The organism is Vibrio sp. 10N.286.51.B11 (genome assembly GCF_041469245.1).
Lineage (GTDB): Bacteria > Pseudomonadota > Gammaproteobacteria > Enterobacterales > Vibrionaceae > Vibrio > Vibrio crassostreae_C.
Window position 1 is genome coordinate 79,547 of sequence record NZ_JBFRKI010000005.1, and the last position, 13,953, is coordinate 93,499.

Consider the following 13,953-nt stretch of genomic DNA (forward strand, 5'->3'; position numbering starts at 1 on the left):
ACGCCGCTAAAAGTCAGCAGCAATGGTTAGTTTATTACTTTTTGAAAGCAACTTTTATCCATATCACGAATATTCACCGTTAAGCTTCTTACATGACTCGCTTGTTCTTGCAGGATCTGCATTAACGATCGTGACAATTCTCGCTTTTGCTCTTCCGTTCGTCCCGAAAGTAACTCAAAGCTGATATGAATAAAGTCTACACTATCTTCCTCATCACCGACCAACCAATTATGGCAACGCAGTGAACGAGATTTCACTGATGGCACATCAAACAAGCCACATGTGAGAGCGACTTGGTGGAGATCTTCCAGTAAGCCTTGGATATTTACTCGCTCATCCACTGAATTGGAGTACTCTAGAACTAGATTCGGCATTGTTACTTCCTGTTGTTAACGCAATCGTTTGTCCCTTAATAACAACTAACGATGAAAAATCCGAGAAGTTAGCTATTATTCTGTCTGCCGGATCACTGATATATGCTCAAAATCTACTCTGACCATTGAGTAAGATCCAAGAAAGTCATGACCACAGTCATGATCTGTTGATATTAATCTGTTATATTATTTCGTAATAAAGTTTACTTTTTTACATTCGATTTATTTAAATACTTTGGAGATATTCCTATGCGTCATCCTGTAGTTATGGGTAACTGGAAACTAAACGGCAGCAAAGAAATGGTTGTTGATCTACTAAACGGTCTTAACGCTGAACTTGAAGGCGTAACAGGCGTAGACGTAGCAGTTGCTCCACCAGCACTTTTCGTTGATCTAGCAGAGCGTACGCTTACTGAAGCGGGCAGCGCGATCATCCTAGGTGCTCAAAACTCTGACCTAAACAACAGCGGTGCATTCACTGGCGACATGTCTCCAGCAATGCTTAAAGAGTTCGGCGCATCTCACATCATCATCGGTCACTCTGAGCGTCGTGAATACCACAACGAATCAGATGAGTTCGTAGCTAAGAAATTCGCATTCCTAAAAGAGAACGGCCTAACTCCAGTTCTTTGTATCGGTGAATCTGAAGCACAAAACGAAGCAGGCGAAACTGTTGCAGTATGTGCTCGTCAACTTGACGCTGTTATCAACACTCAAGGTGTTGAAGCTCTTGAAGGCGCTATCATCGCTTACGAACCAATCTGGGCTATCGGTACTGGTAAAGCAGCTACAGCTGAAGATGCACAGCGCATCCACGCTCAAATCCGTGCACACATCGCAGAGAAATCTGAAGAAGTTGCTAAGAAAGTTGTTATCCAATACGGCGGTTCTGTTAAGCCAGAAAACGCAGCAGCTTACTTCGCACAACCAGACATCGACGGTGCTCTAGTTGGCGGCGCAGCTCTAGACGCGAAAAGCTTCGCAGCTATCGCTAAAGCAGCAGCTGAAGCAAAAGCTTAATTTAAACCTCACCGTTTAGATTAGATGAAAGGTCAACTTAGGTTGGCCTTTTTTATTACCTGTCGTTTCTGAAACCCAAACGGCAGGCACAAAAAAACCGCTGAATAATCAGCGGTTTTTAAATTCTTTAAGAGAACGCTAAGCGTGGCTTAGAACAACTCTTCTGCAACGCGGAACAGCTCAGAACGGTCTGGATTCTGCATGTTCTCGATACAATCGATGATGTCGTGGTGAACAAGTTCTTCTTTCTCGATACCCACACAACGACCACCGTGACCTTCTTGAAGAAGGTGAACAGCGTAGTTACCCATGCGAGAAGCCAATACACGGTCAAATGCAGTAGGACGACCACCACGTTGGATGTGACCAAGAACCGTTGCACGAGTTTCACGACCTGTTGAAGATTCAATCTCTTTAGCCAGTTCGTTAGCATCCATCATTAGCTCAGTTAGAGCGATGATTGCGTGCTTCTTACCTTTCGCAATGCCATCTTGGATGTTGCTGATAAGCTGTTCTTTATCTAGGCCAGTCTCTGGAGTAATGATGTACTCACAACCACCCGCGATTGCTGACATAAGCGTAAGATCACCACAGTGACGGCCCATGATTTCAACAATAGAAATACGTTGGTGAGAAGAAGACGTGTCACGTAGACGGTCAATTGAATCAATAACAGTGTTAAGCGCTGTTAGGTAACCGATTGTGTAGTCAGTACCCGCGATATCGTTATCGATTGTGCCTGGAAGACCGATACATGGGTAACCCATTTCAGTCAGCTTCTTAGCACCCATGTAAGAACCGTCACCACCGATAACAACAAGTGCTTCGATACCGTGCTTCTTAAGGTTCTCAATGCCTTTCTCACGAACAGCAACGTCTTTAAATTCAGGGAAACGTGCAGAACCTAAGAAAGTACCACCACGGTTGATCACGTCAGATACGCTTGAACGGTCAAGCTTTTCGATACGGTCTTCAACAAGGCCTTGGTAGCCATCGTAAATACCGTAAACTTCAATGCCAACTGATAACGCAGTACGAACAACGCCGCGAACTGCTGCGTTCATACCTGGAGCGTCACCACCACTGGTCAAAACACCGATCTTCTTAATCATGCTCACCCTCGATTTTTGGGAATCTATTATTCAATTCTTGTTCTTGCTGATTGTATATCAACAAGATTTTAAATCTATATTTGTGCGTTATGTTACATTTCCTCAACAGGAATAGCACTCAAATCGCGTAAAATTATGTAACATTTCTACTTCTGTAAGAGTATTACAGTTTTACTCAATAACTTTGTTGATTCACATCAGAATCAACATTAATTGTTACTAAGGTGGTTTTTGAATCACCTAACAGTTAATAATTTTTACTCACTTTAGTTCAAAAGCCACTCACTTACCATTTGCCCGCTGATTTTTAGCACGCATTACCACGAGTGGAATTTCTGCTGCTTCTCTGGTCCAAATACGACCGAATACGGGTCTTGGTGAATTAATACATCAGCATCAGGGAACACGGAGATAAGCTTAGCCTCTACTTCGTCAGAAATGCGATGCGCTTCAATAAGTGGGATATTATCTTCCAATTCTAGATGCAGTTGGATGAAGCGTATTGGCCCCGAGCGACGCGTTCGTAATTGATGCACACCCAACACGCCTTCCACGCTCAATGATGTCTCTTTAATCTGTTTCAGCTCATCATCTGGCAGCTTATGATCAAGCAGAGACTGAACCGCTTCCATCGCCATTTGATAAGCGCTGTACAGAATGTAGATACCGATACCGACCGCGAATACTGAGTCCGCCTGACCAATCCCAAACCAGCTCAATGCCAGTGCCAGCATGATCGCAGCGTTCATATAAAGGTCTGATTGATAGTGCAGAGAGTCGGCCGCAATAGCTTGGCTGCCCGTTTTGTTGACCACATGTTTTTGGAAGCGAACCAGACCAAAGGTCATCACTATCGCGAACAGGCTGACGTAGATACCAATTTCTGGAGAGTTCAGTTCATGAGGTCGGAAGAAGCGCTCAATACCATTGAGAATAAGGAAACATGCAGAGCCTGAAATAAACATTGCCTGCGCTAATGCAGCGAGAGATTCAGCCTTACCATGACCAAAGGTGTGCTCTTTGTCGGCAGGCTGCAGAGAGTAACGAACCACGATAAGGTTAACGACAGAGGCCGCGATATCCAGCATTGAATCCACGACGGAAGCCAACAGACTCACGGAACCTGTCACCCACCAAGCTGCGACTTTCACTATCAATAAAATAGTGGCGATGGTGGTGGCTGCCCAAGCGGCGAGCGTAACTAAACGTGCGTATTCTTGTTTCATGACTTGGCTATAAAGTGACTGATAGCACAAAGTATAACCTGCAAACCACCAATTGAATATGACAGCCATGATGTAAAACATTCATTTTTAAGGATCAAAAAAAGCGACACTCGGCCGCTTCTTTCTAAACACTTTCATTCAACGCTGATTTTTCAAGCAATGAATTACTTGTCTTTGTTCATGCGTTTTCCCATTTTGTCAGCACACTTAGTCATGCGCTCTTGTTGGATTTCTTTCAGTTGAGTCTTTTGCTCAGCCGTTAGTACGCTCATCATTTGGTGTTGCTTCTTAAGCATTGCTACGCGACGCTCAGTTTGCTTCTCAACCATTTGGCTTGCTAGGTCGTTTGCTGCTGCTTCGTCAAAGTTGTCAGCAAGTACCAATGCTTGAACCTTTTCGTGATGCGCTTTCATTTGCGCCATTTTTGCCGTTTTGTTTGCACCGCGCTTTGCTTTCATCTCAGCACGGTCTGCTTCACGCATCTCTTTTAACTGTTCTTTTTGAGCGTCGGTTAGGTCTAGTTGGCGCATTACTTTTTTATCGAAACCGCCACACTTGTCGTGCATACCTTTGTGGTCACCTTTATCACCACCACCGTAAGCATACGCGCTTGCTGTACCAAAAATAAGTGGAAGTGCCGCAGCTGCTAGTACAAGTTTCTTAGTCATTTTCATAATTGTTGCCTCAATTCGGTATAATAAGTCATGTGTTGCGTCTGTTTCTCAGCGCTTGAATATAGATTAGTCTTTCCCTCGTAAAGTGACGTTTAGAAAGCGTAAAGAATCGTAAAGAGTGAAAGTTGACGAATAATTAGCAGTATTATTAACCTAACTAAATGATTAAGGCTTCCCAATGGCGAACATTCTTCTTATTGATGACGACACCGAGTTGACCAGCTTACTCAAAGACATTCTGAGCTTTGAGGGCTTCACTGTTTCCGAAGCCAATGATGGCTATGCAGGGCTGGAAGCTATCAATGATGAGATTGACCTGATTCTTTTGGATGTGATGATGCCGCGTCTTAATGGCATGGAAACACTAAAGAAACTGAGAGAAAATTGGGAAACACCAGTGCTGATGCTGACCGCAAAAGGCGAAGAGATCGACCGTGTGATTGGTCTTGAACTTGGCGCGGATGATTACCTGCCTAAACCTTTCAGTGACCGAGAGTTGTTAGCGCGTATTCGAGCTATCTTGCGTCGTACTCAAACCAACACCGCACCTAAGGCGGCCAGTGATAGAGTTCAATATCAAGACATCGAAGTCTTCCCTGGCAAACAAGAAGCCTACTGCAATGGGGAGCTCATCGACCTCACCACAACCGAGTTCGCCCTACTGAGTCACCTTATCCAAAACCCAGGGCAAGTGATCACCAAAGAAGCATTGAGTTTGGATGTGCTGGGTAAAAGGCTCGCAGCGTTTGACCGCGCGATAGACATGCACATCTCTAATCTACGTAAGAAGATTCCTGAGCGCACTGACGGCAAATCACGCATCAAAACCTTACGAGGCCGTGGCTACTTATTGGTAGAGGAAGATTAATGCGTATACCTAAAATCACCAGCTTATATGGACGTATCTTTGCTATCTTTTGGTTCACCATGTTACTGGTGCTTTTGTCGGTGCTGTCACTTCCCCATTTAGACCCTCGAGTCGCGCGAGATGTGCCCGCAGATCACCTCGATAAACTCGAGCGTATCGCTAAAATCACAGAGAAACGCTACGCCAAAGAACCTAATCTGGGCAAGATTGTCTTCCAACTGGAGGCACCACGCAGCCGCAAGGATTCTAGAGCTCGCATCTACCTGACCGATCTTGAGGGCGCAGTCCTTACCTCGAAAAGGCATTCAGACTATAAGCTAAAGGCGATTCGTAACTTTGTTACCTCGATTGATAACCCTGAGATGCCGAAGCAAAAACTCTACGGACACTACATGGTCGCAGGGCCAGTGCCAATTACTCTCGCTGGTGAAGAGTTGCTGATGTATGCCGGAGTGAAGTGGAACCAACCACCGCCATTCTTACTGCGCCTGTTTGATAGACCTCTGCAGCTATTGCTTGCCGTGATGTTGGCGAGTACCCCGCTATTACTTTGGTTAGCTTGGGCACTGAGTCAACCCGCTCGCAGGCTAGAACGCGCGGCACAACGCGTGGCGAAAGGTCAATTCGAGGTCGATCCAACACTCGAAAAAGGTACTTCAGAGTTCAGACAAGCTGGTGAAAGCTTTAACCAGATGGTAGAAGCGGTAAACCAGATGATTTCGGGGCAACAACGCCTGCTCTCTGATATCTCACACGAACTGCGCTCGCCACTGACACGTCTTCGCATGGCCAATGCACTGGCGATTCGTAAACAAGGCGAGAGCCAAGAGTTAGAACGCATTGATACCGAAGCACAGCGTTTGGAACAAATGATCAGTGAGCTGCTAACGCTATCTCGTATGCAGGTCGACAGCCATATTACTCGTGAGGTTCAGCCTATCTCGAGCCTATGGGAAGAGATCTTAAAAGACGCAGAGTTTGAAGCCGAACAGATGGGCAAACAACTGACGTTCTCGGAGATCCCAGAACGCTCTATTTCGGGGAACCCTAAACTGCTGATGAGTGCGCTAGACAACATTACACGCAATGCCATCTACTACGGTAAAGACCAAGTGGATGTACAGTTCCATGTGGTTCAAGATCAGCTGACGATTTGTGTGAACGATAATGGCGATGGTGTACCAGAGGATGAGCTGGATTCTATCTTCAGACCTTTCTATCGCGTTTCCACTGCCCGTGATCGTAATACCGGCGGCACAGGTCTTGGATTAACCATTACTGAAAGTGCGATTCGCCAACACAGCGGAACCATCACCGCAACCCGCAGCCAGCTCGGTGGATTACAACTCGAAATCACCCTGCCTATCTTACCGGTGTAATACCCCCACAAAGATCACAGTTGATAATGATTGTCATTATCATTATGGTAAATCCTCTAATTAAGGAGGATTTACCATGTCGCACACTTTCCCTGCTTTACCCTACGCTTACGATGCCCTAGAGCCTTACATTGACGCTAAGACAATGGAAGTGCATTACAGCAAGCACCATAGAACCTACTACGATAAGTTTGTTGCGGCGGTGTCTGGCAGCGAGCTAGAACAGCAATCTCTGACCGAGATCTTTGCCAACATATCTCAGCACAGCCCTGACGTGCGTAACAATGGTGGTGGCTACTACAATCACATCTTGTATTGGAATTGCATGTCGCAAGACGGTGGTGGTGAACCTACGGGCGAGCTTGGTGAGGCTATCAAGAGTACCTTCGGTGATTTCGAGACATTCCAAGATCAGTTCGCCCAAGCGGCGATCAATACCTTTGGCTCCGGCTTTGCTTGGCTAGTGGTAGAGCAAGGGCAACTGAAAATCATCTCGACCTCAAAGCAAGACAACCCATGGATGGATACCATCGCTAGCAACGGTGAGCCGATTCTTGCATTGGATGTTTGGGAACACGCCTACTACATCAGCTACCAAAACCGTCGCCCTGATTACATCAACGCATGGTGGAATGTGGTGAATTGGAAGGCGGTTTCTGAAAACTACGCACAAGCACTCGCGAATAAAGCATAAGCTAATGGTGGTGAACTGTACTCACTCAGCTTGCCACCGTATACTCGGGCTATCTTTGATTACTCTTGTGAACCAACATGTTTGATATCGCTCTATACGAACCAGAAATTGCACCCAATACGGGTAACATCATCCGCCTATGTGCTAACTGCGGCGCAAATCTGCACCTGATTGAACCGCTTGGCTTTGATTTTGAAGAGAAGAAGGTTCGTCGTGCTGGCTTGGATTACCACGACCTTGCGCGAGTTAAGCGTCACAAGAACCTAGAAGCTTTCCTTGAGTATCTAGAGAATGAACGTGAGGGTGATTTCCGCATCTTTGCTTGCACCACAAAAACGACAGGCCACCACGTTGATGCGAAATTCCAACAAGGCGATGTGCTGATGTTTGGCCCTGAGACTCGCGGCCTGCCTGCTGAGTTCATTGAAAGCATGCCAATGGAGCAACGTATTCGTATTCCAATGATGCCAGACGCACGCAGCCTCAACCTGTCTAACGCAGTGGCAATCATTGCTTTTGAAGCATGGCGACAAATGGGCTTTGAAGGCGCGGTATAACCGAACGCTCAAACTGCCTGTTATCTGTAATCGCTAATGCGCAATAAAAAGGCTCTTACCATTATCACTTTCTTGCGAAGGATAAAGGTAAGAGCCTTTTCTGTTTTCCCTCTATATAAAGAGAGAAAAAATTAATTAGTTTAAGCGGTTACGATCGTTGTCGTCGTCTTTCTTCTCAAACTCACCTTCAAAGGTGTTGCCGTCTTTTGATTGGTCAGATGGATCGCGATTGAATGGGTCTTGTCCAAATGGGCTCTGGCCAAAACCAGCTTGTCCACCGGCATGGAAACCACCAGACATGTTGGTCACCACCATTTTTTCCATCATTTTCTTGGCAATCATCGCTCTTGGTGCTGGCAATAATACCAACATACCGAGTGCGTCCGTCATAAAACCCGGAGTCAGCAGCAATACACCGGCAACTGCAAGCATCACGCCTTCAAGAATCTGTTGTGCTGGCATTTCGCCTTGTTGCAAACGACCTTGCACAGACATAAGTGTCTGAATGCCTTGGCTACGAACCAGCGATGCACCCACAAATGCAGTGATCAAAACCAACGCAATAGTTGGCCACAATCCTAAGAAGCCACCAACTTGAATAAATAGCCCAATCTCAATGATGGGTACGAAGATAAATAGTAATAATAAGATAGGAAACACACGCCCTCCTTTGTTACTTGCAGTTTACGCTGAAAGCCCTAACAATCTCAAATTTATCCTGTAAATAAGCGTGTTTATTGACCAAGAATAACTTTGCAAAATATTGACGAAACAAAACCGAAAAAGGTGATCCACTTAATATTTTTATGCGCTAAGTACAGTATCATGTGCCACATAAGTCAGGACGGATTTATCAGCCCAATATTCTAGCGAACGGAGTATTTGCACACAGAATAGGCTAATAACTAACTATATAATCAGAATAATTCTCTAAGGATCCTGTTATGGCTACTCAATCAGAAGCTCAAGTTGAAGCTCCTCAAGCTACTCGTCTCGAAGAAGATCTATTAGGTCAACGTCATGTTCCGGCTGATGCTTACTACGGCATCCACACTCTACGCGCAGTTGAAAACTTCAACATCTCAAATGTAACGATCTCAGATGTACCTGAATTCGTTCGCGGTATGGTGATGACTAAGAAAGCGGCGGCTTTAGCAAACAAAGAGTTAGGTGTAATTCCAAGCGAAGTGGCTAAATACATCATCCAAGCTTGTGACCTAATTCTAGACACGGGTAAGTGCATGGATCAGTTCCCATCGGACGTTTTCCAAGGTGGTGCTGGTACTTCTGTAAACATGAACGCAAACGAAGTTGTTGCGAACGTGGCTCTTGAACTTATGGGCAAAGAAAAAGGCCAATACGAGTTCATCAACCCGAACGACCATGTAAACCGCAGCCAATCTACAAACTGTGCTTACCCAACTGGCTTCCGTATCTCTGTTTACAACAGCGTTCGTAAACTGATTGATGCGATCGAATACCTAAAAGGTGCATTCGAGCTTAAGAGCCAAGAATTCAACACGATTTTGAAGATGGGTCGTACTCAGCTTCAAGACGCAGTTCCAATGACGGTTGGCCAAGAGTTCCACGCTTGGGCTGTAACCATCAATGAAGAAATCAAAAACCTAGAATACACTTCAAAACTACTGCTTGAAGTAAACCTAGGCGCAACGGCTATCGGTACAGGTCTGAACGCAGCACCGGGTTACCAAGGCCTAGCAGTGAAACACCTAGCAGAAGTAACAGGCCTAGAGTGTGTAGCGGCTGAAGATTTAATCGAAGCAACGTCTGACTGTGGCGCATACGTAATGACGCACGGCGCACTTAAGCGTCTAGCAGTTAAGCTATCTAAGATCTGTAACGACTTGCGTCTACTTTCTTCAGGTCCACGTACTGGTTTGAACGAGCTAAACCTACCTGAACTGCAAGCAGGTTCTTCAATCATGCCTGCTAAAGTAAACCCAGTTGTACCTGAAGTAGTAAACCAAGTTTGCTTCAAAGTTCTAGGTAACGACAACACGGTTTCTTTCGCTGCGGAAGGTGGTCAACTTCAACTGAACGTAATGGAACCTGTTATTGCACAAAGCATGTTTGAGTCTCTAGACATCCTAACAAACGCTTGTGTGAACCTACGCGACAAGTGTGTAGACGGCATTACGGTGAACAAAGAAGTATGTGAAGCGCACGTATTTAACTCTATCGGTATCGTCACTTACCTAAACCCATACATTGGCCACCACGAAGGTGACATTGTTGGTAAGATCTGTGCAGAAACAGGTAAGAGTGTTCGTGATGTAGTTCTAGAACGCGGTTTATTGACCGAAGAAGAACTTGATGACATTTTCTCTGTTGAAAATTTGATGCATCCTCAGTATAAAGCGAAGCGCTACGAATAAAGTTAGCGAGAAAGGGTTCCAAACGGAGCCCTTTTTTAGGCTCCAATACGGTTAACCATGATTATTTTGTGGATTTCCGTTGGTTGCGCTTTTGCCAAATTGAATCTAAACCATAGAACTATTATGTGAACATTCCAGCGGCGAATGTTCACATAATAAAATCTAAATGAGGTGTTACTTATGATTGCAGTAGAACTGTTTGTCGTCCTGCTCTTTATCTTTTTGGGGGCCAGAATTGGCGGTATCGGTATTGGTTTTGCCGGTGGTGCTGGTGTTATTGCCCTTTCACTTATTCTTGGCGTTCCAACAAGCCAATCTTTCATCCCGATCGACGTAATCTTGATCATCATGTCAGTTATCACCGCAATTGCTGCAATGCAAGTTGCTGGCGGTATGGACTGGTTGGTACAAATTGCCGAAAACTTTTTGCGTAAACACCCTGAACGCATCACCTTTTACGCGCCGATTGTGACCTTTGTAATGACATTAATGGCGGGTACTGGTCACACAGCATTCTCTACGCTTCCTGTTATTGCAGAAGTAGCGAAAGGCCAAGGTGTTCGTCCTTCTCGTCCACTGTCTATCGCAGTTGTCGCTTCTCAAATTGCTATCACAGCTTCGCCAATCTCGGCTGCAGTTGTGGCTTTCGCAGCAATGTTGGCACCATTTGGTGTTGATTACCTAACGCTATTGATGGTTTGTATCCCAACAACCTTCATCGCTTGTATGGTTGGTGCGGTTGTTGCTAACTACATGGGTAGCGAATTGAAAGACGATCCTGTTTATCAAGAACGTCTAGAGAAAGGTCTAATCAAGCTAGCAACAGAAGAGAAACGCGAAATTCTACCTACAGCGAAGAAAGCAACGTACATCTTCCTAGCTGCAATTGGTTTCGTGGTTTGTTACGCAGCGGCTATCTCTAGCTCTGTTGGCCTAATTGAAAACCCGGCGCTAGGTCGTAACGAAGCGATCATGTCTGTAATGCTGGCAGCAGCAGCGGCTATCGTGATGTTCACTAAGATTGATGCAGCGAAGATTTCTTCAGCACCAACGTTCCGTTCTGGTATGACGGCATGTGTATGTGTACTTGGTGTGGCTTGGTTAGGTTCAACGTTTGTAAACGCACACGTTGCTGAAATCAAAGACGTAGCAGGCGCTCTACTGGCTGACTACCCATGGATGCTGGCTCTTGTTCTGTTCTTCGCTTCTATGCTGCTTTACTCTCAAGGCGCAACAACAGTTGCACTGATGCCTGCAGCACTAGCGATTGGCGTAGCACCACTAACAGCCGTTGCTTCTTTTGCTGCGGTAAGTGCGCTGTTCGTACTTCCAACTTACCCTACGCTACTAGCAGCGGTTGAGATGGATGACACAGGCTCAACGCGTATCGGTAACTACGTATTCAACCACCCATTCTTCATTCCAGGTGTGGTAACAATCAGTACTGCGGTAGCACTCGGCTTCGCATTCGGCGGTCTGTTTATCTAACATTCGCTGGTGATTGAACATTTAAAAGGAAGCTTCGGCTTCCTTTTTTGTTTTCTGCTCAATGTGTTATTTGATACGCATCAAATAACCATTATAAACTTTAAAAACCGCCTAAAAATAAAGTTTGAATAAAATTCCAAGATTATTCTGCCTAATCATAAACAACACCTACCAAATCAATCTCCTTCCACTTCCAGTTAATCCACAACGAATATTAATCCAAGCTAACTAACCAAAAAACCTTGACGATTTTCTGCCATTTTTTAGCCCTTTCATTAGCCATTATTTTTGTGAACAGCACCAAACTTAAATACCGGAGTAAGGAATAAAATAACCGCAGCTAAATTAAATCTAACTTCATTTGGATTAGTAAATATAAAAACAACCTTAATTTAAAGTCAGCAACTTTATATCGTTGAGTGCTTTATAAGTGTCCGTGTATTTACAATCTATAAATCATTAGTCGCTAATTCACATCACTTCTATTTAAGATGATGTAAGGAGATAGCCATGACAACTCAAACGATACCAAGCGAGAAAAAAAAGGGCGGCTTCTTTGCCAACTTTAAATTCCCTTCTGCCTACACCATTCTATTTATTCTGATTGCGTTCGTCGCACTGCTTACCTGGATTGTTCCAGCAGGCCAATACGACCGTGCAATGAATGAAGAGCTAGGCCGAGAAGTACCCGTAACCGGAACCTATCAAGCGGTAGAAGGTAACCCTCAAGGCGTGATTGATGTACTGCTCGCGCCTATTGACGGCTTCTATGACCACAATAGCTATGAAGCGGCGGCTATCGACGTTTCGCTGTTCATCTTAATCATTGGTGGCTTCTTAGGGCTAGTAACCAAAACGGGTGCCATTGATGCCGGTATCGAGCGCGTCACCGCCCGCTTAGAAGGGCGAGAAGAGTTGATGATACCAATACTGATGGCGCTATTTGCCGCAGGTGGTACCGTCTACGGCATGGCGGAAGAATCACTGCCCTTCTATACATTGCTAGTGCCGGTAATGATGGCAGCTCGCTTTGACCCTCTTGTTGCCGCTGCGACCGTACTGCTTGGTGCAGGTATTGGGGTGCTGGGTTCAACGATTAACCCATTCGCAACCGTGATCGCTGCCAACGCCTCTGGTATTCCATTTACAGACGGTATCGTGTTGCGCATTGCGATGTTGATTATTGGTTGGGGTATTTGTGTTGTCTACGTAATGCGTTACGCAAGAATGGTTCAAGCCGATCCAACAACATCAATTGTCTACGACAAATACGAAGAGAACAAAGCGCACTTCTTAGGTAATGCGAGCGGCGAAAAACTTGAATTCACCGCGACTCGCAAACTGATTCTGACCATTTTTGGTGGCTCGTTCGCTGTAATGATTTATGGTGTATCCGTTGCTGGATGGTGGATGGCTGAGATCTCAGCGATGTTCTTAGCAGCAACCATCATCGTTGGTATTGTGGCTCGCATGAGCGAAGAAGAGTTTACCACCAGCTTCATTGATGGTGCCCGCGACCTACTTGGCGTTGCGCTCATCATAGGTATTGCACGTGGTATCGTAGTGGTGATGGACCGCGGTATGATCACCGATACCATTCTCTTCTCAGCAGAACAGATGGTAACGGGGCTTTCTTCGGTTATCTTCATTAACGTGATGTTCTTCTTAGAGATTCTACTGTCGTTCTTAGTGCCATCGACCTCTGGCTTAGCGGTACTGACCATGCCAATCATGGCACCACTGGCCGACTTTGCTGGCGTAGGTCGTGACTTGGTTATCACTGCGTACCAATCTGCATCTGGCTTGGTGAACCTAATCACCCCAACCTCCGCGGTGGTGATGGGTGGTTTGGCGATTGCTCGTGTCCCTTACGTGCGCTGGGTTAAATGGGTGATGCCACTAGTCGGTATATTGATGGTGTTCTGCATTGTTGTACTGAGTATTGGTGCGCTGATCTAACTAACAGCACTTCACTCCTTTCTCATCCAAAGCCGCTTCTCACAGCGGCTTTTTTATTGTTCCCTCTCAATGTAACCCTCTGCCACTGAAACAGCTCCTCAAAGCCATACACGCGATATTCAAGGTTCTTCTGTTCGTAGCCAAGCTCAACCAAACTCAAAGCACTCGCAATAGAAGAATCAATCCTACTTTTAAACATCTAATTT

13 protein-coding genes are annotated in these 13,953 nt (G+C 45.4%); 8 read left to right on the plus strand and 5 right to left on the minus strand.

Features of this window, described 5'->3' with window-relative positions; translation table 11 throughout:
* Positions 1–26: 26 nt before the first annotated feature.
* Entirely contained in the window at positions 27–374 is a 348-nt protein-coding gene (locus AB4154_RS02415; protein WP_017061157.1) for a 5-carboxymethyl-2-hydroxymuconate Delta-isomerase, read from the minus strand.
* Between the two features lie 249 nt (positions 375–623).
* On the opposite strand from AB4154_RS02415, the gene tpiA reads away from it, so the two are divergent.
* Positions 624–1,394, plus strand: coding sequence for a triose-phosphate isomerase (gene tpiA, locus AB4154_RS02420; protein ID WP_017061158.1), 771 nt, complete (start codon positions 624–626; stop codon positions 1,392–1,394).
* 149 nt (positions 1,395–1,543) lie between these two features.
* Here tpiA and pfkA read toward each other — a convergent pair whose 3' ends face one another.
* The 3 genes from pfkA to AB4154_RS02435 form a co-directional block, all read right to left on the minus strand.
* The gene (gene pfkA, locus AB4154_RS02425; protein ID WP_017061160.1) at positions 1,544–2,506 is read right to left on the minus strand and encodes a 6-phosphofructokinase; all 963 of its coding nucleotides are present in this window, start codon (positions 2,504–2,506) and stop codon (positions 1,544–1,546) included.
* Positions 2,507–2,823: 317 nt separating this feature from the next.
* Positions 2,824–3,732, minus strand: coding sequence for a CDF family cation-efflux transporter FieF (fieF, locus tag AB4154_RS02430; protein WP_050649603.1), 909 nt, complete (start codon positions 3,730–3,732; stop codon positions 2,824–2,826).
* 164 nt (positions 3,733–3,896) lie between these two features.
* A complete protein-coding gene (locus tag AB4154_RS02435; RefSeq protein WP_017063671.1) occupies positions 3,897–4,406 on the minus strand; it encodes a CpxP family protein in 510 nt (169 codons plus the stop codon).
* A gap of 178 nt (positions 4,407–4,584) precedes the next feature.
* Here AB4154_RS02435 and AB4154_RS02440 point away from each other — a divergent pair, with 178 nt between their 5' ends.
* From AB4154_RS02440 to trmL, 4 genes are all read left to right on the plus strand, one after another.
* Positions 4,585–5,274, plus strand: coding sequence for a response regulator (locus AB4154_RS02440; protein WP_017061163.1), 690 nt, complete (start codon positions 4,585–4,587; stop codon positions 5,272–5,274).
* Positions 5,274–6,653: an envelope stress sensor histidine kinase CpxA gene (gene cpxA / locus AB4154_RS02445; protein ID WP_102333890.1), complete on the plus strand. Its 1,380-nt coding sequence runs from the start codon at positions 5,274–5,276 to the stop codon at positions 6,651–6,653. Before AB4154_RS02440 ends, cpxA begins: the two co-directional genes overlap by 1 nt.
* Before the next feature lie 76 nt (positions 6,654–6,729).
* A complete protein-coding gene (locus AB4154_RS02450) occupies positions 6,730–7,347 on the plus strand; it encodes a superoxide dismutase (protein WP_372122106.1) in 618 nt (205 codons plus the stop codon).
* A gap of 77 nt (positions 7,348–7,424) precedes the next feature.
* Positions 7,425–7,904 (plus strand): tRNA (uridine(34)/cytosine(34)/5-carboxymethylaminomethyluridine(34)-2'-O)-methyltransferase TrmL, encoded by a 480-nt coding sequence (gene trmL, locus AB4154_RS02455; protein WP_009844716.1) that lies wholly within the window; start codon positions 7,425–7,427, stop codon positions 7,902–7,904.
* Between the two features lie 135 nt (positions 7,905–8,039).
* On the opposite strand, the gene AB4154_RS02460 is transcribed toward trmL, so the two are convergent.
* A complete protein-coding gene (locus AB4154_RS02460) occupies positions 8,040–8,564 on the minus strand; it encodes an FxsA family protein (protein ID WP_012604974.1) in 525 nt (174 codons plus the stop codon).
* Between the two features lie 284 nt (positions 8,565–8,848).
* On the opposite strand from AB4154_RS02460, the gene aspA reads away from it, so the two are divergent.
* The 3 genes from aspA (at position 8,849) to AB4154_RS02475 (ending at position 13,747) form a co-directional block, all read left to right on the plus strand.
* A complete protein-coding gene (gene aspA / locus AB4154_RS02465; RefSeq protein WP_017063668.1) occupies positions 8,849–10,300 on the plus strand; it encodes an aspartate ammonia-lyase in 1,452 nt (483 codons plus the stop codon).
* A gap of 180 nt (positions 10,301–10,480) precedes the next feature.
* On the plus strand, positions 10,481–11,788 hold the full coding sequence (locus tag AB4154_RS02470) for an anaerobic C4-dicarboxylate transporter (RefSeq protein ID WP_017061168.1): 1,308 nt from the start codon (positions 10,481–10,483) through the stop codon (positions 11,786–11,788).
* A 510-nt stretch (positions 11,789–12,298) separates the two neighbouring features.
* Positions 12,299–13,747 carry a YfcC family protein gene (locus AB4154_RS02475; RefSeq protein ID WP_017068849.1) on the plus strand — a complete coding sequence of 483 codons (1,449 nt, stop codon included), beginning with the start codon at positions 12,299–12,301 and terminating at the stop codon, positions 13,745–13,747.
* Positions 13,748–13,953: the final 206 nt, after the last annotated feature.